Raw genomic sequence first — 19040 nt, 5'->3', positions numbered from 1 at the left:
CAAAGGTGAAGACGCATGCTGCTGCATAAAGGCGAAACGTTGTTTCGCCAAGGAGAAGCCGGACCGCTGTACCGCATCAAGAGCGGCCTGCTTAAGATTGTCCGCATTCACGAGGACGGAAATCCCGTTCTGGTTAATATTATCGTTCCGGGCGAGACGATCCCTCATCATTCCTTGATCAGTCCGAAAGAATATTACGGGACCGCGATTGCGCTCATGACGTGCGAGATCGAAACGCTTCCCGCTCAAGAATGGTATGCCAAGCTTCAACGGGAACCGCAAACGTGTCTTGAAATCGCCATGCTGCTGGAAAGCAAGCTGCGAATGATGCAGCAGCGAATCGACCAGCTGACGCAGATTACGCCGGCGGACAAGCTCGCGAAGCTGCAAACCTGGTTCGAAGCCTATATTGCCCCGGCCCGTTTGACCGATCTGCTGACACAAGAAGAGATCGGCCAGTTTATCGGGCTGCGCCGCGAGACGGTCAATCGTCTACTTCGCGCTCAAGCCGGCAACCGCGCTGCCTTGCAGGCCCGGGACGATAGCAAACGCTGACCACTAAGCATACCGTTCCTCTGTTGATCCGGACCGCATTTTAGCGGTGTGCCGGAGCTGTTGGTTCCCCGGCTTCCTCCAGCGAACCCGATGGTCCGAAAAACTCGTAACGCGCGTCCTCCTTGCGTACGCCCCAGGATTGCAGCATCCGGTTGACCGTCTTCATGAACGGCACCGGCCCGCAGAAATAGAACGCCGCGTCCGGCGAAGGAACGACGGATTGCAGCCACTCCAGATCGATGTAGCCCTCCTTGTGGAACGTACGTTCCTCCCGATCGGCAGCGGTCGGCGATTGGTAGCAAAAGTAGTACGAAAAGCCCGGATACCTGCGAGCCAGCTCTTCCACCTCGGCGCGCATCGCGTGCGTCTCGCCGCTCAGGGCTGCGTGAATGAACGTGACCTGTCGGTCCGGCGTCGTTTCGCCGAGCGTTTTCAGCATACTGAGCAGCGGAGTCAGACCGACGCCGCCGCTCAGCAATACGACCGGGCGCGAATCGGAGGTGTCGAGCGTGAAGTCCCCAGCGGGAGCCGTCAGCCATAGCGTATCGCCTTCGTTCACGTGTTCGTGAAGGAAGACGGACACTTTGCCGGCCGGGCGGTCCGGCGTACCGTCCTCACGTTTGACGGAAATGCGGTAATACGGCTTACCCGGCGCATCGGACAAGCTGTACTGCCGGATATGCGTATACGTCTCGCCGGGCATCTCCGGCTTTACGCTGACATACTGCCCGGGCTCGAACGTGGCAATCGCGCCGCCGTCAAGCGGAACCAAATAGAACGACGTAATGACGCTGCTTTCCTTTTGCTTGCGCTCCACCCGGAACGCGCGGAATCCTTCCCAGCCGCCCGTCTGCCGCTCGGCCTGGGTATACATTTCCGCCTCTACGCCGATGAAGGCGTCGGCAATGATGCCATAGGCAGTTTCCCACGCCTGAAGCACCTCGTCCGTAGCTGCCTCGCCGAGCACCTCCCGCATGGCCGTCAGCAGCGTCCGACCCACGATCGGATAATGCTCGGGCTTTATTCCAAGGCTCCGGTGCTTATGTCCGATCTGCTTCACCACAGGCAGAATGGCAGCCAAATTATCGATATGCACGGCGGCGGCATACACGGCATTAGCCAGCGCCGTCTGCTGACGTCCCTGCTTTTGGTTCGCGTGGTTGAAGACGTTCAGCAGCTCAGGATGCTCGGTGAACAAAATTTCATAAAATCGTTTCGTTACTTCAGTCCCCTTCGATTCCAGAACCGGGACCGTCGATTTAATAATACGGATCGTCTGTTCGTTTAACATCGTTATCCCTCGTTTCATCATTGCGGATTTCGTTACCCTTGCATGAGAACAGTATACAAGTACGCCAAGAACGTTCTTGTGATTTAGATCACATCAAAACAAAACGATTTGTGGCAAAACAGACAGCAGCCGGTCGGGTTTTCATTTCTCCGACCGGCTGTCCGCTTGCCGAGTTATTTGATTCCGGAATTATATGCTTCAGAGGTTAAAAGCCCGCCTTCGACGTATCCTTCCCTTGATCGGCCAGCGTTTCGCCGTTACCCGTACCGGCATTGCCGTAAACCGTGTTATTTTCGCAGCGGCTGCCGGCGATCTGGATAGCGGCAGTCGAACAGCGGGACAGCATATTGCCCGTAACGAGATTGTGTCGGCTGAAGGAGCCGTCGGCATTGCCGGACGTTTCAAGCGTAATGCCGGTTTGGACCCGGCGCACATCGTTGCCCGTTACCGTAGTGACGTCGCTGTTCAGCAGGACGATGCCGCGCTCGCTCTGATCGATTTTGTTGCCGGAAACGATGTTGCCGAACGGCCGCTCGTCGTCTGCCGCGCCGTCGCCCGTCAGCGAGATGCCGGATTCTTTTGCCCGGGAAATGATGTTATGGACGATCACGTTGTCCGTACAGTAATCGCGCAGCACGATGCCCTGCTTGCCCGCAAAAGCGCCGTTTTCCAGCCCCTCCGCCGACAAGATGTTGCCTTCGATCCGATGGTACGAGCTCGGCTTCAGCTTGGAGGATATCACGATAAAAGCATCCTCACATTGCTGCGCCACGTTATCGGAAACGATCGAATACGAGCTGCCTGCGGAAATATAGATGCAGGGTCTTTTTAACAAACGAAACCGGTTATCCGTCAGCCGGAAATTCGCCGCTGATTCGGCAAAGATCCCATAGCCTTCGTAGAAATTTTCATAAGCAAATAGCTGAGAGAACGAGCTTTGGCTAACCGAGACGTGCCGGCTGTCGTTGAGCCACACGCCGTTGACTATGGCGGTGAAATGACAATTCCGAACGGAGACGTGCTCGCATTTTTCAAAATAAACGCCGCGTTCCGTCATCTTGGAATTTGTCAGCGATAGGGCGCCCATGCCTTCGAAGCCAAGTCCCTCGACCGCATTTTTCTTCGTGCCGAGCCCCATCACCATGGATAGATTCGACTCCGCCGCCTTCAGTATGGATGCGCCCGGCCCGTCTCCGACCAAACGTACATTCGGTCTCAGCATAATGGAGGATCTCAAAATGTAGCGCCCGGGCGGCAAATAAACGGTCCCTCCCAGAGGCGCCGCCGCTTCGACGGCCGATTGAATCGCCGGTGCGTCGTTTTGATCGAAACGACCCAAGCCTTGCGCTCCGTAGTTTTTTACGTTGATCCAGGCGACCGATTCCGGGCGAAACCCCGGATTTTGCATCGGATTGGGCATCGGCTCCGCCGCGGCCGTGCCGCTCCAGCCCGTACCGGCGGCCAGGATCATGCCGGCCGTCGCCGTGCCCATTGTGGCCAGCAGCTCGCGGCGGGACATTGCTTTGTCTTTGGGTGAAGATGAAGATTCCGAAGTCGACATATCGTATATCGTTCCCCCTTCCACAATCTAGCAATCTATCAGCATTATAGCCTTCTCCGCTTCATTTGACAATTGGGCCGGAGCCCGGCGCTCCGACAAAAAAAAGAACATGCCCGCTTAGCGGAACATGCTCCACAGTTTAATCAGATGAAACGCATTGTTCGGATCGATTTTTTGCGAGATCACGAACTGAACGAGCTGCTCGGTCTGCTGCTCGGTGACTCTTTCGCCGAGCACCTTCGTCAGCATGCCGACGAACCGGCGAACCTTCACGCGGTCCTGCAAATCGTACTTCGTAACGCCCTGCAAAATCATTTTGACCCGTTCTTTCGTCTCCGGATTTTTCATCTTCAGCTTAATCCGCTCGACTTGCGCAGGGTCAAAGCCGTACTGCGTATAGCTCATGCCGCACACCTCCGCGTTCTTGCAAATAGGACTTACAACCACCACAGTAGTAAGTCTATGTCGGAGAGCTTGGCCTTGTGTACCTATTTCTTTCGCCCGTCTTTCCCTTTCGCCCCGCAGGCGGAGCGTCAAGCAGGCTATCGTCTAATCCAGCATCTCGCTGTCGAAGATATGCTCGCGCTGCAAATAGTGACGGAGCGGCACGTAGTCGGCCTCGGTCCAGAAATCCGGCTGCTTGACAAGCTCCGCCGCATCGTCTCTTGCCTGTTCCATCACTTCGAAGTCGGTCACCATGTCGGCGAGCCGGAAATCCGGCACCCCGCTCTGCTTCGTACCAAAAAAATCTCCGGGCCCCCGCAATTCGAGGTCGCGGCGCGCAATCTCGAAACCGTCGTTCGTATCCGTCATCGCCTTCAGCCGTTCCTTGCCGACTTCGTTCTTCGGATCGGCAATCAGCACGCAGTACGACTGGTGCTCGCCCCGTCCGACCCGGCCCCGCAGCTGGTGAAGCTGCGATAATCCGAACCGGTCGGCGTCATAGACGACCATCAGCGTCGCGTTGGGCACGTCCACACCGACCTCAATAACGGTCGTCGAGACCAGGACATGAAGCCGGCCTTGGCTGAACTCGCGCATCACCTCGTCCTTCTCCGCCGGGGCCATCCGTCCGTGCAGCAGCCCGACTTTGTACTCCGGAAAAGCAAATTGAAGCTGCGCGTGCACGTCAATCGCGTTCTGCACGTCGAGCTTCTCGGATTCTTCGATCAGCGGGCAGATGACATACGCCTGCCGTCCTTCGGCCACCTCGCGGCGAATAAAGCCGAGGACGCGCTCCAGCATATTGTGCGTGACCGCATAGGTCTGAATCGGCTTTCGTCCCTTAGGGAGCTCCCGCAGCGTTGAGACGTCCATATCGCCAAAAGCGGTAATTGCGAGCGTCCGCGGGATCGGCGTCGCGGTCATCGTGAGCACGTCCGGATTCATCCCTTTGCGGCGCAAAATGCTGCGCTGCTGTACGCCGAAGCGATGCTGTTCGTCCGTAACGACAAGTCCGAGCCGACGGAAAAACACATCCTCTTGAATGAGCGCATGCGTACCGACGACGATGTCGATCATCCCCATCTGCAGCGAGCCGAGCACATCCCGGCGCTGCCGCTCCGTCAGGCTGCCCGTCAGCAGCGCCGTCTGAATGCCGTACGGCTCGAACAAGCGGTCGAGCGAGCGTTTGTGCTGCTCCGCAAGAATTTCCGTCGGCACCATCAGCGCGCCTTGATAGCCGGCTTTCACGACAGCAAATAGCGCCACCGCCGCGACGACGGTTTTCCCCGCGCCCACGTCGCCCTGCAGCAGGCGGTTCATGCAAAAAGGCTGCTGCAGATCATGAAGAATTTCGGCCAGCACGTTTTTCTGGGAAGCCGTCAGCGTGAACGGCAGCGCGCGTACGAACGCGCGGACCGCCGGCAAATCTACGGGGTGCGCGACCCCGTCCGCCCGCTCGTGATTCAGCGTGCGGTACGCCTGCATCTTGAGCTGGAACAAGAACAGCTCCTCGTACACCATCCGGCGTCTCGCCCGTTGTCCCTGTTCCATGTTGCCCGGCAGATGCAGCAGAGCAACCGCCTGCTTGCGGGGCAGCAGATTGTATTTGCGCAGCAGCTTGCCCGGAAGCACCTCGGGAATGAGGTCGCCGAATTGCAGCAGCGCTTGCTTCGTCGTTTGCCGGAACCATTTTTGCGTGATCGATCCGGTCACCGAATAAACCGGCTGCAGCGTGCCGGTCTGCGACGTGCCGCGGCCCGGGAATTCGACCTCCGTCACGGTCAAGTGCAGCCGCTTCTGGTCCCATTTTCCGGTCAAGACGACATCCGTGCCGGCTGTCAGCTTGTCCTTCAAAAAATGCCGGTTGAACCAGACGGCCGTAATGAAGAGCGGGTCGACCACGATTTTGCAGGTCATGCGCGATTTGGTGCGCCCGTACATTTGCACTTGGGGAACCCCTGCGACCGTGCCCTGCACCGTAATCCGGTCTCCGTCCTTCACCTGCGTCAAATCGCGAAGCGTGTAATCCTCGTAGCGGAAAGGATAATAATCGAGGAGCTCTCCGACGCTCGAGATGCCGAGCGCAAGCAGCTCCTCGGGCTTCTTGCCTTTGACGCCGGACACCTTCGTGACCGGAAGCGAATAAAGATCCAAGGTCATATCAGACCGGTATGGCAAAGGCCGCTACGGTTCCGGGTCCGACATGCGCTCCGATGACGGGCCCGATATGCGTGTATTGCACGCTTTTTACATCAAAATGCTGCTTCAGCAACGAGAAAAATTCCTCTGCCGTCTCGCGACCGGTCGTATAAGCCATGATCAAATCGATCGGCTTGCCGGCAAAATCCTTCTGCATCAGCTCGATGATCCGGTTCATCGCTTTCTTCTGTCCGCGAACTTTATCAACGGAGTACACGACTCCGTCATCGTTGACCGATAGGATCGGCTTAATATTAAGCAAGGAGCCGAAGAGCGCCGCAGCCTTGCCGATCCGTCCGCCCTTATGCAAATACTCGAGCGTATCCACCAAAAAATAAAGTCCGATGTTTTGGCGCAGCGACGCAATCCGTTCCAAAATTTCCGACTTGCTCTTCCCCTGCTTTGCCGCCTCCGCCGCAGCTACGACGAGCATACCGATGCCACAGGAAGCCGTACGGCTGTCCACCACCTCGATATCCGCCTTCTCGTCGATCATCGATTTCGCCACAAGGGCGGACTGGTACGTGCCGCTCATCTGCGATGACAAATGAATCGAGATGATCGAGTCGGCGCCTTCGTCTGCCAGCCTCTCGTATACTTGGATGAAATCGGCCGGCGACGGCTGCGATGTGGTCGGAAAAATACCGGACGAGGCCAGCTTGTCATAAAATTGCTCCGGACCCATATCAACCCCGTCGCGAAATGCCTCCGAGCCGAACAATACTTTAAGCGGCACCATCTCAATGCCGAGCCGCTCCCGCAGGTCGGCCGGAATATCCGCCGTGCTGTCCGTTACAATACGAACCTGGCTCAATAGCCTCCCTCAATTCTTTGCAAAATTTTGATCTATAGTAATAACGTCGAAAGCCAACCCGCTTACTCCGCGGAAATAATGTAGTAATAGAGCGGCTGTCCGCCGTCCTGCACTTCCACTTCTACCTCTTGATACGTTTGTTCGACATACCCGACAAGCTCCTCGGTCTGCTCCTGCACCGCATCCGCTCCGGTATACAGGGTCACGATCTCGGCACCCGCATCCAGCATGGAGTCAATCAGCTTTTTGCAGGAATCGACGAGGTCCGGAGCCGAGGAAACGATGCGGCCGTTATGAATGCCGATATAATCGCCCTCTTTAATCTCGATCCCATCCATTTGCGTATCGCGTACGGCATGGGTGATTTGACCGGCCTGTACCTGCTGCAGCGCCTGCTGCATTTCGCCGATGTTTTCCTCGGGAGCCGCCTCCTCCTGGAAGGCGATGACAGCGGCAATGCCTTGCGGAATCGACTTGCTCGGAATAACGACAACCTGCTTATCTTCGACAAGCTCCACGGCCTGCTGAGCAGCCAGGATGATGTTCGAATTGTTCGGAAGCACGAACACGGTTCTCGCTTCAACCTCGTTGATAGCGCGGACGATATCTTCGGTGCTCGGGTTCATCGTTTGTCCGCCATGCAGAATCCGGTCGACGCCCAAGCTGCCGAAAATACCCGAGATGCCTTCCCCTGCGGATACGGCGACAAAGCCATACGGCTTGAGCTCGCGGGACGGGTTGTTCGCTGCGGGGACGGACGGTTGGCCCATTTCGAGCTCCTTCGCCGCGTCCAACAGATGCGTCGCCTTGGCCAATGCCGCGACCGCGCCGGACGGTCCGGCCTCCTCCATCAAAAGATGCGTATGCTGATCGCGCATATTTTCAATTTTGATCCGGCTGAGATCTCCGTAGTTCTGAGCCAGATTCATAACGCTTCCCGGGAATTCGGCATGGATATGCACTTTGACCAGATCGTCGTCGGCCACGACAAGCAGGGAATCGCCGAAGGCGGACAGCTCCTCGCGGAACAGAGCCTCGTCAAACTTGCGGCCGTTCAGCTTGCCCGGGTTCAGCGTCACCATAAACTCCGTGCAGTACCCGAACTCGATATCCTCCGTCGCCAGCTTCGCCTGAGCGCGTTCATGGCCGGTAAAATCAAGCGGCGTCGCCGCGGGCTCAAGCGTCTCCTCGAGCGGCTGCACCGCGCCAAAAGCGACGTACGGCATATCGGCCGGCTCCTCCAGCAGCGCTTCCTCCATGTCCAAAACGGAAACAAAGCCCTCGTAGATATACACGAGCCCCTGTCCGCCGGAATCGACTACGCCGACCTGCTTCAGTACAGGAAGCATGTCCGGCGTTTTGGCCAGCGCCTCTTTCGCTTGATCCAGCAGCTCCGCCATGACGACTGCCACGTCCGGCTGCCGCTTGGCGGTCTGTACGCCCTGTCTTGCCGCCTCCTTGGCTACGGTCAGAATCGTACCTTCCACGGGCTTGACAACGGCTTTGTAGGCCATATCCACGCCGTTCTGAAACGCCGCAGCCACCTGCTGGGCGTTGGCCGAAGGCAGATCGGATACGGCTTTGGCGAAACCGCGGAACAACTGCGACAGAATCACGCCCGAATTGCCGCGGGCGCCCATCAGCAAGCCTTTAGCAAGCGCTTCCGCTGCTTTACCCAAGTGGTCCGACGGACGGCGGCGAAGCTCTTCCACCCCGGAAGTCAAGGTCAAATTCATATTGGTGCCCGTGTCGCCGTCCGGTACCGGAAAGACGTTAAGCGCATTGACCCGTTCTGCGTTCGTCGTCAGCCTATGCGCTCCCGCTTCTACCATTCGGATGAAATCTTGTCCATTCATTTCTTTTAAGCGCTTACTCAAAAAGACCGTTCCCCTTTCGCTATAACCCTGTCGGCGATCCATAACATGTTTCGGCCACAACCGCTGTCATCACAGGTCTCATTCCGCAATCCTCACGCCTTGGACAAAAATGTTCACGTTAGCCACTTGCAGGCCCGCGACTTCCCCGAGCATGTATTTGACTTTGCTCTGCACGTTATGCGCAACGACCGAAATTTTCGTGCCATAGCTGACGACGATATATAAATCAATGGTCAGGACATCCTGCTCGTCGCGGTGAACCTCAACTCCCCGGCGCAAATTGTCCCGGCGCAGCAGTTCGGCAATCCCGTCCTTGAATTGATTGCGCGAAGCCATCCCGACAAGTCCGTAGCAGTCCAGCGCCGCCGAACCCGCAAGTACGGCGATTACTTCATCCGTAACATAGATTTTTCCATATTCTGAAGCCAGTTCGATTGTCATCTCCATACAGCTCCTTCGATCCCAAAATTAGCATGGACTACGAATCATTGTACTATATTCGCCGCAAGAAATAAATAAAACTCAGGCCTCAGGGGAAGAAAACGAAGAAGCTGCGTTGACGGCCTTTAGGCCGCTGTGATATGATGTTTAAGTGTGTTTTTGAAGCGTGTATGCTTTAAGGAGGTGTAATCAATGTCCCGCAAATGTTTTATCACAGGTAAAGGCCCGGGTACCGGCAACCATGTATCCCACGCGAACAACAAAGCGAAACGCACTTGGGGTGTCAACGTTCAAAAGGTTCGCATTCTGGTCGACGGCAAACCGAAACGCGTTTGGGTGAGCACGAAGGCTCTGAAATCCGGAAAAGTAACTCGCGTGTAATCTGCGTCCGCAGACAAAAAGCACCTGGCTCAGGTGCTTTTTTTAGTTGATAAGCATAAATTCCTATCAACTTAGACAAACGCGCTTGTCTTGCAAGACAAGGACGGCTGAGCCGTTGATTCCGGGTGTAGCGCCTGCCTTAGCCGGCAGCCGGCGCCTAAGTATGGACGAGCGTACCTTCAGTTTTTGCTAAATGTATTAAGTACGGCTTTCACAAACCCACCCAAAAACTTCGGAAGCTTGATTGTGTAAAATTTCATTTTGCACCCTCCCTCCAGACTTTGCGCAGCAAAGTCAGCATCGCTTGGCTTTGCGACGCAAAGCCGACCTCGAGCCATGCGCGCAGTAAACCACCTCGTTAAAAGTATATTCCGCTGCTCCCCAAAACGTGCCATGCAAATTCCGGGCACCGAAAAAACAAAAAAGGCTACAAAAGCCGGAAGCCGTACTTTTGTAACCATGTGTATGCGAACCCCGGGCCGGTTATGCACGCCCGGGTTTTGTTTTTTTTCTCAAACTGCAGCCTGCTGCTGCTGAACAGCCAAATACAACGCGTAGAATACTGTATAAATAAAATAGAATAAGATCGTGGTTAAGACGAATGCAATGCGCGGGCCGCGCGTCTCGAATCGCTTAAAAAACTGGATACCGACGTATAAAGCGCCCAGCGAAAATGCAAACTTTACCACGCCGTCGATAATGGAAAACACGAACAGCAGGGCGGCGCATAATAAACAGAAGGCAAAAATTTGAAGCGCCCGCATTTATCGGCCGCTCCCGGCTTCCCGGATCGCGCGGATCGCCTTGGCGCGGTCCGGCCGGTTGAACACCGCGTTCCCGGCAACGAGCACATTGGCGCCCGCTTCGGCAACGAGCTTGGCCGTTTCGGTATTGACGCCTCCATCAACCTCAATGTCCACGTGCTGAAGCCCGCGCTCGTCCAGCATGCGGCGCAGTCCGGCGATTTTGGGCAGCACCGCGGAAATAAACTTTTGCCCGCCGAAGCCCGGGTTAACCGTCATCAGCAGCACGTAGTCAAGCAGACCTTCCTCAAGCACATATTCCAAAGCATGGAGCGAAGTGGCCGGATTCAGCACGACGCCGGCTTTTACGCCCTGCTCCTTGATATAGTGAAGTGTCCGGTGCAGATGGACGCATGCCTCGGCATGAACCGATATAAGGTCAGCGCCGGCCTGAACGAACGAGGCGATGTAGCGATCCGGCTGCTCGATCATCAGATGCACGTCGAGCGGCAGCTTTGTTATCGGACGGATTGCCTCTACCACCAGCGGTCCGATTGTAATATTCGGCACGAAATGTCCGTCCATCACGTCGACGTGAATCCAGTCGGCCCCGCCGCGCTCGACGTCGGCAATTTCTTCGCCCAGCTTGGCAAAGTTCGCGGATAAGATCGAAGGAGCGATACGCAGCATCTCAGTACCTCCTTTTTTTGTCTTTGATCTCGTTTAAAAATTGAATGTAATGGTCGTACCTCGATGCGGCGATATGGCCCGCTTCTTTCGCCTCCTGAACCTTGCAGCCCGGTTCGTGCAGATGCAAGCAACCGCGGAAGCGGCATGCTGCGGCATAAGGCGCAAATTCCCGAAAAGCCCCGCTAAGCCCCTCCGCATCCACCTGCAAAAAATCGAGCTGGCTAAAGCCCGGCGTATCGGCGATAAGCCCGCCGTTCTGCAGCCGGATCAGCTCGACGTGACGCGTCGTATGCTTGCCCCGGCCAAGCTTCATGCTGATTTCGTTCGTTTCGAGCGACAGCCCCGGCACCATGGCGTTAAGCAGCGACGACTTTCCGACGCCGGACTGCCCTGCAACTACCCCGATTCGGCCTGCAAGCCGATCGTAAACTTCACTCACGCCGATGCCTTCCTTGGCGCTTGTCACAAGCATCGGGTAACCGATCGACTCGTAGAGCCGGATCACCGGCACCAATTGCCCGGAAACGCCGTCAGGCGAGCTTCCTTCGGACAAGAGATCATGCTTGGTCAAGCAGATCAGCGTATCGAGCCCGGCGCTTTCGGTATGTACCAGAAACTTGTCCAGAAGCGGCAAATTAAGCGCCGGCTCGGTCACTGAGAACACCAATACAGCCAAATCGATATTTGCCACCGGCGGCCGGATCAATTCGGAGGAACGGGGAAGAATTTCGTCGACCGTTCCTTCCCCATTCTCCGTCAGCCCGTACACCACGCGGTCGCCGACAAGTGGCGAAATGCCGCGCTTCTTGAAAATCCCCCGCGCCCGGCATTGCACCGATTCAGTCGTCTGCGCGTCGTCGGCAAGCACGTAATAGTATCCGCTTAGCGCCTTCACGATTAACCCGGTTGGCATTATGGATTCTTGCCTCCTGTGCTTGTCGTATTCCCGGCCGGAGGCGTTGCTGCGCCTCCGTTCTGCCCGGTCGGCGGCGCCGTTCCGCCGCTTCCCTGCTGCGTCGGCTTGCTACTCTCGGCCCCCGTGCCGGAAGCCGGAGTGGCCGGAGGCTCGGTCTTGCCGCCGCCGTTCGTCCCGGTACCTGTATTCTGCTGCGTACCGGTACCGTTTGACTGAGTCTTGCCGCCTTTTTGATCCTGATAATCCTTATAGGTGATCGTTATCGAATCGTTCTGAATGTTATCCCCGCGAATCTGAATCGTCGCATCTTTATCCGGCGAGACGACCAGCTTCACCTCAAGCGTTTCCGTCTTGGTCACGTTCGTAAGCTTCTGGTATTCCGAATTTTCGGCCGTCGCATCGCTTAGAATAACTTTGGCCGTACCCGCCTGCCCTTCCTTGGTCGGCTTAATCTGCACCGGCACGGTCATCTGTCCCGCTTCCGGCGGAAGGCCCGAGCTGACGGTCAGCGTAATCTCCGTCCCCGGCGTTACGTCGTCGTCCGGCTCGAACGGAAATTGCTTAGTCACACGGCCCTTGCTCTGCTTGTAGCTCGGCTGGCGGACAATCCCGTCCTTGGAAAGCTTCAGCCTATTTACACTAAGGAACGTTTTGGCTTCGTTCTCCGTTTTGCCGACCAGGTTCGGCATTTTGAACGTTTCTCGTCCTTTGCTAACGATCAGCTCGACCTTAACATCGTCCGGCAACGTGTATTCCTCATTCACCGCAGGCTTTTGAGACGTGACCGTTTCCGGCTCGGCTTCCAGAAACTGTTGATCGATCTTGATATTTTCCGACTTGAAGCCAAGAGAGATCAGCTTTGTTTTGGCATCCGCCAGCTTCAGCTTGGTAACATCGGGCATTTTTTTACTTTCGGGCCCATCGCTGACAGTCAGCTTGATCGTCGCACCCGCATTAACCTGCATATTCGACTGGCTCTGCCGAATGACGATATCTTTCGGCTTCGCCTCATCATTCTGGCGCTCCACTTCCACCCGAAGCTTGTTGTCCTCTAAAATCTTCGTAGCTTCGGCAAGCGGCTTATCCACCACATTCGGGATATCGACCCGCTGCACCGCCAATTTCTGCTGCACGTACTGGACCGCATACCACATGCCGCCCACGAGCGACATAAGTACCACGAACCAGACCAGCGGCTTGACCCAGCCCTTTTTCTTCTTCTCGGGCGGCGCGGGTTCCTTCGCACGGGGCTGCGGATCGTCGTCATCCTCCACAACGGCGTATTGTCCCGGCCGCAGCGCGGGCATGACCCGTGTCTTTTCCTCATCCAGCTCATCGTCGTCCAGAAAGTTGACCTTCGGCTCGTTGCGGCGGTGCGGCAGCAGGCACGACTCGAGGTCGCTCAGCATGTCTTTGGCCGAACGGTACCGCTCGGACGTGCTTTTGCGCATCGCGCGCAGAATGATGTTTTCCACGCTTTGCGGGATGAGCGGATTCACCTTGCGCGGTTCTTCGACATCCTCCTGCAAATGCTTCAATGCTACGCTGATCGGACTTTCGCCGAGAAACGGCAGCCGGCCAGTCAGCATCTGGTACATGACAATCCCGAGAGAGTACAAGTCCGATTGCTCGCCGGTCGGCGTCCCTTTGGCATGCTCGGGCGAAAAATAATGAACCGAGCCGACGACGGAGCCGGTTTGCGTAATCGTGGAAGAAGTGACGGCACGGGCGATCCCGAAGTCGGTCACTTTGACGCGGCCGTTTTTGCCCATCAAAATGTTGTGAGGCTTAATATCGCGATGAATAATTTGATTATGATGCGCGTGATCGAGAGCGTCGCAAATCTGGCCCGCAATATGAACGGCTTCCTCCACCTGCAGCGGTGCCCTTTCCTTAATCAGCTCGTTCAAGGTCGTTCCCTCGATGTATTCCATCACGATGTAATGGATGTCTTCCTCTTGGCCGACGTCGTATATGCTGACCACGTTCGGATGCGACAAGGAGGCTGCGGCTTGCGCTTCGCGGCGAAAACGCTGAATGAATTCTTCGTCGTGCACGTACTGCTGACGCAGCACCTTCACGGCGACATGCCGATGCAATAAAATATCGAGTCCTTTGTATACGATGGCCATTCCGCCGCCGCCGACGCGTCCCAAAATCTCGTAGCGTCCTCCAAGCTGCTTACCGATCATTCCTTCCTCACCCCGCTTCTCCGTCGTCATCTACCGCCGAACCCGGCCCGTTCTCGATCAGCAATACCGTTACGTTGTCGTCGCCCCCGGCATCCAGCGCAGCCTGGACCAAGCGGTCCACCTTACGCTCCAAACCGTCCGTCTCCTTCACGGTTTGGAGCATTTGGCCCGGCTCAACCAGGCTGCTTAGTCCGTCGCTGCACAGCAGCAGCAAGTCTCCGGGGCCCCAACCGATTTCCTGCACATCCACCTCGATCGTCGGCTCGGTGCCGAGCGCCCGCGTCAGAACGTTGCGCCGCGGATGGTGGCTCGCTTCCTCACGGGTGATTTGGCCGCTTTTGACCAGCTCGTTGACAAGCGAATGATCCTCCGTTAACTGCTCGATCTGCCCGTCGTGAATCCGGTATACGCGGCTGTCGCCGATATGCGCCACGACAGCCCGCTCGTCGTTCGCCAGCACAGCAACGACGGTCGTCCCCATCCCGTGGTAATTTTCGCGTCCGGACGCAAACTCGAAAATGTTATCGTTGGCGGCTTCGATGGCTTCTTTCAATTTAAGCTGCCTCTCCTCGGACGACCGGTTCGGATCCAAGGACTTCACCTTCAGCGGGATAAGCTCCACCGCCATTTGACTTGCGATATCTCCGGCCTGATGGCCTCCCATGCCGTCTGCGACAATGGCGAGGGTCCAGCCGTTCAAGTCTTCTTGAACGGCTGCACGGTCCTCATTGACTGCCCGCACCCGGCCGATATCGGATTGATAAGCCAATCTCAGCATCGCTTGCTTCACCTCGCACCCGACTCCATATGCTTCGCCCGCAGCTGCCCGCAGGCGGCCGCGATATCGCTTCCCTGCTCCCGGCGTATGGTGGCGTTGATTTTGTTGCGTTCCAGAATGCGTTGGAACGTGAAGATATCATTCCGGGGCGTACGCACATAGTTGCGCTCGGAAACGAAATTGACCGGAATCAAGTTCACGTGCGCCATCGGAAATGCTTTTAATACTTTCGCCAGCTCCTCCGCGTGCTCCGCCTGATCGTTTACGCCGCCCATCAACGCGTATTCGAACGTAATACGCCGTCCGGTTTTTGCAACGTAATATTGACAGGCTTCGATCAACTCGGCAAACGGGTACCGGCGGTTGACCGGCATCAGCTTGGAACGCAGCTCATCGTTCGGCGCATGGATCGAAATCGCCAGATTGATCTGCGTATCCTCGTCGGCAAACCGGTAAATGTTCGGAACGATGCCGCTTGTCGACACCGTAATGTGCCGCTGGCCGATATTCAGCCCCTTCGGATGGATCATCACCTTGAGAAACTTCATCACCGCGTCATAATTCTCGAACGGCTCGCCGATTCCCATGATAACGATGCTGCTGACCCGCTCCTGCGTTTCGTCCAAGAGCTGCTGCGCCTTGACGACCTGAGCGATGATCTCGCCGGACGTCAAATTCCGCTTCAACCCGCCGAGCGTCGAGGCGCAGAACGTACAGCCGACCCGACAGCCGACCTGCGTCGTTACGCAGATACTGTTCCCGTAGCTGTGCTTCATGATGACCGTTTCGATCGCGTTCTCGTCGCTAAGCTCGAACAAAAACTTGACGGTCCCGTCCTTCGAACGGTAATGCGCCACTTCCTTGAGCGTGACGAAGTCGAACTGCTCCTTAAGCCGATCCCGGAGCGTTTTCGGAAGATTCGTCATCTCGTCGAAGCTTGAAACTCTTTTCACATACAGCCAATCGAAAATTTGGCCGGCGCGAAAGCCCGCCTCTCCGTTGTCCTTGACCCACTGCTGCCAATCCTCCAGGGTAAAGTCGTAGACGTACGGCTTTTCGTTTTTCGGCTGCCATCTGCTTTCTATTTCGTTCATTGTATGCATCACAACCTGTTTAGTCTATAGTGAAGCCCTTTCGGGGACAATCCGCCGAAAAGGCCACGTTTTATTTTACCACATTTTGCGGTTCTATGCTCGCTTGCGCAGCCGGGCGATAAAAAAGCCGTCCGAACCGTAATCGTACGGCATAATCCGCACCGCGGCGAGTTCTTCGTCCAGCCGCTCTTGGAGCGTCTCCGGCACTTCGGGCAGGTCCGGCGCAAACGAAGGATGCCGCTCCAAAAAGGCGCGGATCATGTCTTCGTTCTCGGCCTTCTCCACCGTGCACGTGCTGTACACCAGCACGCCTCCCGGCTTCAGCAGCGGATGCACCGCCTCCAGCAGCTCCCGCTGGATATCGCAGATCTCCGTCAGCTCCGCTTCGCTTTTGCTCCACTTCATATCCGGCTTCCGCCGAATGACGCCAAGCCCCGAGCAGGGGGCGTCAAGCAGGATGCGGTCGAAGCTTCCCGGGGCAAACTGCTCCGCCAGCCGGCGCGCGTCCGCCGTCAGCGTCCGAATTGACCGCAGCGCGAGGCGCTCCGCCTGCTCCTCGATGAGCTTCCGCTTATGCTCGTGCACGTCGCAAGCGACGATTTCACCGCGGTCGCCCATCTTCTCCGCTAGGTGCGTCGTCTTGCCGCCGGGCGCGGCGCAGCAGTCCAGCACCCGCTCGCCCGGCTGCGGATCCACCCATTCCGCGACGAGCATGGAGCTCTCGTCCTGGACCGAATACAGGCCCGCCGCATAGTCCGGCGAGAGGGCCATGTTGCCGCCGCCGCGAACGGTCACGCCGGCGGGCGCAACGGCGGAGGGCTCCGCTTCGAGCCCTCCTTGCCGCAGCCGCTCGGCCAGCTCGCCCGGGCCGAGCTTCAGCGCATTCGCGCGAAGGCTCACGCGCGGTGGCGTGTTGTTCGCCTCGCAGAGCCGCTCGGCCGTCTGCTCGCCGAACTCGCGGACCCAGTGCCGCACCAGCCACTCCGGGTGCGACTGCGCAAGCGCGATGCGCCGCTCGGCCGGCAGCCCGGCGGGCAGGACGAGCTCGCTTTTGCTGCGGAGCACGCTGCGCAGCACGCCGTTGACCATGCCGGAGATGCCTTGATGGCCCCGCCGCTTCGCGATATTGACCGCTTCGTTGACGATCGCATGGTCCGGAATCCGGTCCAAGTAGTGAAGCTGGTAAAAGCTCAACCGCAGCAGGTTGCGAACCCAGGGCTGCAGCTTCGCCAGCCCTTTGCTGACGAACCGCTCCAGGAAAAAGTCGATCGTGCCGAGCCGCTGCACCGTTCCGTAGACGATTTCGGTCGCAAGCCCTGAGTCCGGCTTATCCAGCTTGTACTTTTGCAGCGTCTGGTTGAGCAGCAAATTGCTGTACGAACGGTCCTGCTCAATCCGCACCAGCACATCAAGCGCCGCTTCCCTGGCCGAGCCCTGAGCCGTGCCTTTGCTTGCCCGGGGAGCATTCCCCTGACGGTTCCCCGAGGCTCCACCACTGGCACGTTTGCCTCCTGCCGCTCCCGCCCGCTTGGTCCGTCCGGAGGACGGTTGATTCGTTTCGCTCATAATTCCTCCGCTTTTCTTCTATAGCTCACAGCTCAATCGCCCGATGTCCCAAGCACGGTGCCCGGCGCCAGCTGTCCGCTTCGCGCGAACGCGGCGGCGTCCATGGCCTTCTTGCCCGCCGGCTGCAGCTCCGTGATCCGGAGCACGCCTTGTCCGGCAACGACGGCGATCCCGCGTTCTCCCGCTTCCAGCACGGTACCCGGCTGTACGCCTTCAGATGCCTGATCCGACTCGTCGGGCTTGGCGCACGTCCATATTTTCAATACTTCGCCGTTCCACAGCGTGTAAGCTCCCGGACGAGGATGCAGCCCCCGCACCAGATTCCACAGCTGCTCCGCCGGCTTTGTCCAATCGATAAGTTCCTGCTCGCGGGTAATATTGGGCGAGTATACCGCCTCCGCATCGTTCTGCGGCACGGCCTGCACACGGCCCGCCAACAAATCCGGCAGCGTCCGCTCCAGCAGCTCCGCTCCGGCCAAGCTCAGCTTGTCGAACATCGTGCCGGTCGTATCGCTGTCCTCGATCGGCACCTCGATCTTGCTGATCATGTCGCCGGTATCCAGACCTTCCGCCATGTACATGATCGTGACGCCGGTGACGGCGTCGCCGTTCATCACGGCGTAATGAATCGGCGCTCCGCCGCGGTATTTGGGGAGCAGCGAAGCGTGAATATTAATACAGCCCAGCTTCGGCAGATCGAGTACCGATTTTGGCAAAATTTGTCCGAAGGCCGCAGTCACAATGAGATCCGGCTGCAGGGTGCGGATCGCCTCGACGGACTCCGGGCGGCGCAGCCGTTCCGGCTGAAGCACGGGCAGGCCGTGCTTCTCCGCCTCGACCTTGACGGGAGTCGGCGTCAGTACGCGTTTGCGCCCGACCGGACGGTCCGGCTGCGTGACGACCGCGACGACCTCCAGATTTTTATCGTTCAGCAGCGTCTGCAGAGACGGCACGGCGAACTCCGGCGTGCCCATAAAAATCACTCTCATGCGTCATCACGATCCTCTTGCTCGCTGCGATACATTTTTTCAGCGAGATCCGTATACAGCACCCCGTTTAAATGATCCACCTCATGCTGGATGCAGCGGGCCAGCAGCTCGGTCCCTTCGATGACGATCTCCTCGCCGTTGCGGTTGAGACCTTTCACCTTCACACGTGCTGCCCGCTTCACATCGCCCGTAAATCCGGGAATGCTCAAGCAGCCCTCCGGTCCGAACTGCTCTCCTTCCCGCTCGATGATCTCCGGATTGATCAGCTCGATCAAGCCGTGCTCGTCGCCGACGTCCATAACGATGACCCGCTTGAGAATGCCGATCTGCGGCGCGGCCAGTCCTACGCCCTCCGCATCGTACATCGTATCCGCCATATCATTCAACAGCTTATGAATGTTCGGTGTAATTTTAGGAACCGGCTTGCATTTTTCACGCAGCACCGGGTCCGGGTCCTTCACGATGATTTTGATTGCCATTTCGTGCACCATCCTTTTTCAGTTCAACAG

Annotated in this window: 19 protein-coding genes; 2 read left to right on the top strand and 17 right to left on the bottom strand. The window is 57.4% G+C overall.

The genetic code is table 11. From position 1 onward, the window contains the following. Positions 1 to 15 precede the first annotated feature (15 nt). Entirely contained in the window at positions 16 to 555 is a 540-nt protein-coding gene (locus KQX66_RS28005; RefSeq protein ID WP_216796156.1) for a Crp/Fnr family transcriptional regulator, read from the top strand. A gap of 40 nt (positions 556 to 595) precedes the next feature. On the opposite strand, the gene hmpA is transcribed toward KQX66_RS28005, so the two are convergent. The 7 genes from hmpA to KQX66_RS27970 form a co-directional block, all read right to left on the bottom strand. Beyond that, positions 596 to 1846: an NO-inducible flavohemoprotein gene (hmpA, locus tag KQX66_RS28000; RefSeq protein WP_216796155.1), complete on the bottom strand. Its 1251-nt coding sequence runs from the start codon at positions 1844 to 1846 to the stop codon at positions 596 to 598. A gap of 205 nt (positions 1847 to 2051) precedes the next feature. Further along, on the bottom strand, positions 2052 to 3407 hold the full coding sequence (locus KQX66_RS27995) for a right-handed parallel beta-helix repeat-containing protein (protein ID WP_216796154.1): 1356 nt from the start codon (positions 3405 to 3407) through the stop codon (positions 2052 to 2054). 117 nt (positions 3408 to 3524) lie between these two features. After that, positions 3525 to 3812 carry a stage VI sporulation protein F gene (locus KQX66_RS27990; RefSeq protein WP_054974171.1) on the bottom strand — a complete coding sequence of 96 codons (288 nt, stop codon included), beginning with the start codon at positions 3810 to 3812 and terminating at the stop codon, positions 3525 to 3527. A 144-nt stretch (positions 3813 to 3956) separates the two neighbouring features. Next, entirely contained in the window at positions 3957 to 6011 is a 2055-nt protein-coding gene (gene recG, locus KQX66_RS27985) for an ATP-dependent DNA helicase RecG (protein ID WP_216796216.1), read from the bottom strand. A gap of 1 nt (position 6012) precedes the next feature. Further along, positions 6013 to 6864, bottom strand: coding sequence for a DegV family protein (locus tag KQX66_RS27980; RefSeq protein ID WP_216796153.1), 852 nt, complete (start codon positions 6862 to 6864; stop codon positions 6013 to 6015). A 62-nt stretch (positions 6865 to 6926) separates the two neighbouring features. Then, positions 6927 to 8741: a DAK2 domain-containing protein gene (locus KQX66_RS27975; protein ID WP_216796152.1), complete on the bottom strand. Its 1815-nt coding sequence runs from the start codon at positions 8739 to 8741 to the stop codon at positions 6927 to 6929. Positions 8742 to 8819: 78 nt separating this feature from the next. Then, entirely contained in the window at positions 8820 to 9182 is a 363-nt protein-coding gene (locus KQX66_RS27970) for an Asp23/Gls24 family envelope stress response protein (RefSeq protein ID WP_054974167.1), read from the bottom strand. Positions 9183 to 9374: 192 nt separating this feature from the next. Here KQX66_RS27970 and rpmB point away from each other — a divergent pair, with 192 nt between their 5' ends. Continuing rightward, positions 9375 to 9563: a 50S ribosomal protein L28 gene (rpmB, locus tag KQX66_RS27965; RefSeq protein ID WP_010498258.1), complete on the top strand. Its 189-nt coding sequence runs from the start codon at positions 9375 to 9377 to the stop codon at positions 9561 to 9563. A 179-nt stretch (positions 9564 to 9742) separates the two neighbouring features. Here rpmB and spoVM read toward each other — a convergent pair whose 3' ends face one another. From spoVM to def, 10 genes are all read right to left on the bottom strand, one after another. Continuing rightward, positions 9743 to 9823 carry a stage V sporulation protein SpoVM gene (gene spoVM, locus KQX66_RS27960; protein WP_014652194.1) on the bottom strand — a complete coding sequence of 27 codons (81 nt, stop codon included), beginning with the start codon at positions 9821 to 9823 and terminating at the stop codon, positions 9743 to 9745. Between the two features lie 252 nt (positions 9824 to 10075). Then, the gene (locus KQX66_RS27955; protein ID WP_216796151.1) at positions 10076 to 10327 is read right to left on the bottom strand and encodes a hypothetical protein; all 252 of its coding nucleotides are present in this window, start codon (positions 10325 to 10327) and stop codon (positions 10076 to 10078) included. After that, entirely contained in the window at positions 10328 to 10996 is a 669-nt protein-coding gene (rpe, locus tag KQX66_RS27950) for a ribulose-phosphate 3-epimerase (RefSeq protein WP_216796150.1), read from the bottom strand. It abuts the gene before it with no gap. A gap of 1 nt (position 10997) precedes the next feature. Beyond that, complete coding sequence (rsgA, locus tag KQX66_RS27945) at positions 10998 to 11909, bottom strand: ribosome small subunit-dependent GTPase A (protein ID WP_216796149.1); 912 nt, start codon at positions 11907 to 11909, stop codon at positions 10998 to 11000. After that, positions 11909 to 14104, bottom strand: a complete 2196-nt coding sequence (gene pknB / locus KQX66_RS27940) for a Stk1 family PASTA domain-containing Ser/Thr kinase (RefSeq protein ID WP_253957486.1) — start codon at positions 14102 to 14104, stop codon at positions 11909 to 11911. Before pknB ends, rsgA begins: the two co-directional genes overlap by 1 nt. 7 nt (positions 14105 to 14111) lie before the next feature. Beyond that, on the bottom strand, positions 14112 to 14882 hold the full coding sequence (locus tag KQX66_RS27935; protein ID WP_216796215.1) for a Stp1/IreP family PP2C-type Ser/Thr phosphatase: 771 nt from the start codon (positions 14880 to 14882) through the stop codon (positions 14112 to 14114). A gap of 8 nt (positions 14883 to 14890) precedes the next feature. Next, positions 14891 to 15976: a dual-specificity RNA methyltransferase RlmN gene (rlmN, locus tag KQX66_RS27930; RefSeq protein WP_216796147.1), complete on the bottom strand. Its 1086-nt coding sequence runs from the start codon at positions 15974 to 15976 to the stop codon at positions 14891 to 14893. A gap of 93 nt (positions 15977 to 16069) precedes the next feature. Continuing rightward, positions 16070 to 17542: a 16S rRNA (cytosine(967)-C(5))-methyltransferase RsmB gene (gene rsmB / locus KQX66_RS27925; protein WP_216796146.1), complete on the bottom strand. Its 1473-nt coding sequence runs from the start codon at positions 17540 to 17542 to the stop codon at positions 16070 to 16072. A 32-nt stretch (positions 17543 to 17574) separates the two neighbouring features. Continuing rightward, positions 17575 to 18531 carry a methionyl-tRNA formyltransferase gene (gene fmt / locus KQX66_RS27920; protein WP_216796145.1) on the bottom strand — a complete coding sequence of 319 codons (957 nt, stop codon included), beginning with the start codon at positions 18529 to 18531 and terminating at the stop codon, positions 17575 to 17577. Next, entirely contained in the window at positions 18528 to 19010 is a 483-nt protein-coding gene (gene def / locus KQX66_RS27915; RefSeq protein ID WP_216796144.1) for a peptide deformylase, read from the bottom strand. The genes fmt and def overlap by 4 nt, the downstream gene beginning before the upstream one ends. Positions 19011 to 19040: the final 30 nt, after the last annotated feature.

This window comes from Paenibacillus oleatilyticus, from assembly GCF_018998565.1.
GTDB lineage: Bacteria > Bacillota > Bacilli > Paenibacillales > NBRC-103111 > Paenibacillus_G > Paenibacillus_G oleatilyticus.
Note: the sequence above shows the minus strand (reverse complement) of the source record. Positions and strands in the feature narration are given on the sequence as shown.

Coding starts and splice junctions, on each gene's coding strand:
- KQX66_RS28005 (WP_216796156.1), top strand. CDS start 16: ATGCTGCTGCATAAAGGCGAAACGTTGTTTCGCCAAGGAGAAGCCGGA.
- KQX66_RS27970 (WP_054974167.1), bottom strand. CDS start 9,182: ATGACAATCGAACTGGCTTCAGAATATGGAAAAATCTATGTTACGGAT.
- KQX66_RS27990 (WP_054974171.1), bottom strand. CDS start 3,812: ATGAGCTATACGCAGTACGGCTTTGACCCTGCGCAAGTCGAGCGGATT.
- rpe (WP_216796150.1), bottom strand. CDS start 10,996: ATGCTGCGTATCGCTCCTTCGATCTTATCCGCGAACTTTGCCAAGCTG.
- KQX66_RS27995 (WP_216796154.1), bottom strand. CDS start 3,407: ATGTCGACTTCGGAATCTTCATCTTCACCCAAAGACAAAGCAATGTCC.
- rsgA (WP_216796149.1), bottom strand. CDS start 11,909: ATGCCAACCGGGTTAATCGTGAAGGCGCTAAGCGGATACTATTACGTG.
- rpmB (WP_010498258.1), top strand. CDS start 9,375: ATGTCCCGCAAATGTTTTATCACAGGTAAAGGCCCGGGTACCGGCAAC.
- hmpA (WP_216796155.1), bottom strand. CDS start 1,846: ATGTTAAACGAACAGACGATCCGTATTATTAAATCGACGGTCCCGGTT.
- spoVM (WP_014652194.1), bottom strand. CDS start 9,823: ATGAAATTTTACACAATCAAGCTTCCGAAGTTTTTGGGTGGGTTTGTG.
- rsmB (WP_216796146.1), bottom strand. CDS start 17,542: ATGAGCGAAACGAATCAACCGTCCTCCGGACGGACCAAGCGGGCGGGA.
- KQX66_RS27955 (WP_216796151.1), bottom strand. CDS start 10,327: ATGCGGGCGCTTCAAATTTTTGCCTTCTGTTTATTATGCGCCGCCCTG.
- rlmN (WP_216796147.1), bottom strand. CDS start 15,976: ATGAACGAAATAGAAAGCAGATGGCAGCCGAAAAACGAAAAGCCGTAC.
- fmt (WP_216796145.1), bottom strand. CDS start 18,531: ATGAGAGTGATTTTTATGGGCACGCCGGAGTTCGCCGTGCCGTCTCTG.
- pknB (WP_253957486.1), bottom strand. CDS start 14,104: ATGATCGGTAAGCAGCTTGGAGGACGCTACGAGATTTTGGGACGCGTC.
- def (WP_216796144.1), bottom strand. CDS start 19,010: ATGGCAATCAAAATCATCGTGAAGGACCCGGACCCGGTGCTGCGTGAA.
- KQX66_RS27935 (WP_216796215.1), bottom strand. CDS start 14,882: ATGCTGAGATTGGCTTATCAATCCGATATCGGCCGGGTGCGGGCAGTC.
- recG (WP_216796216.1), bottom strand. CDS start 6,011: ATGACCTTGGATCTTTATTCGCTTCCGGTCACGAAGGTGTCCGGCGTC.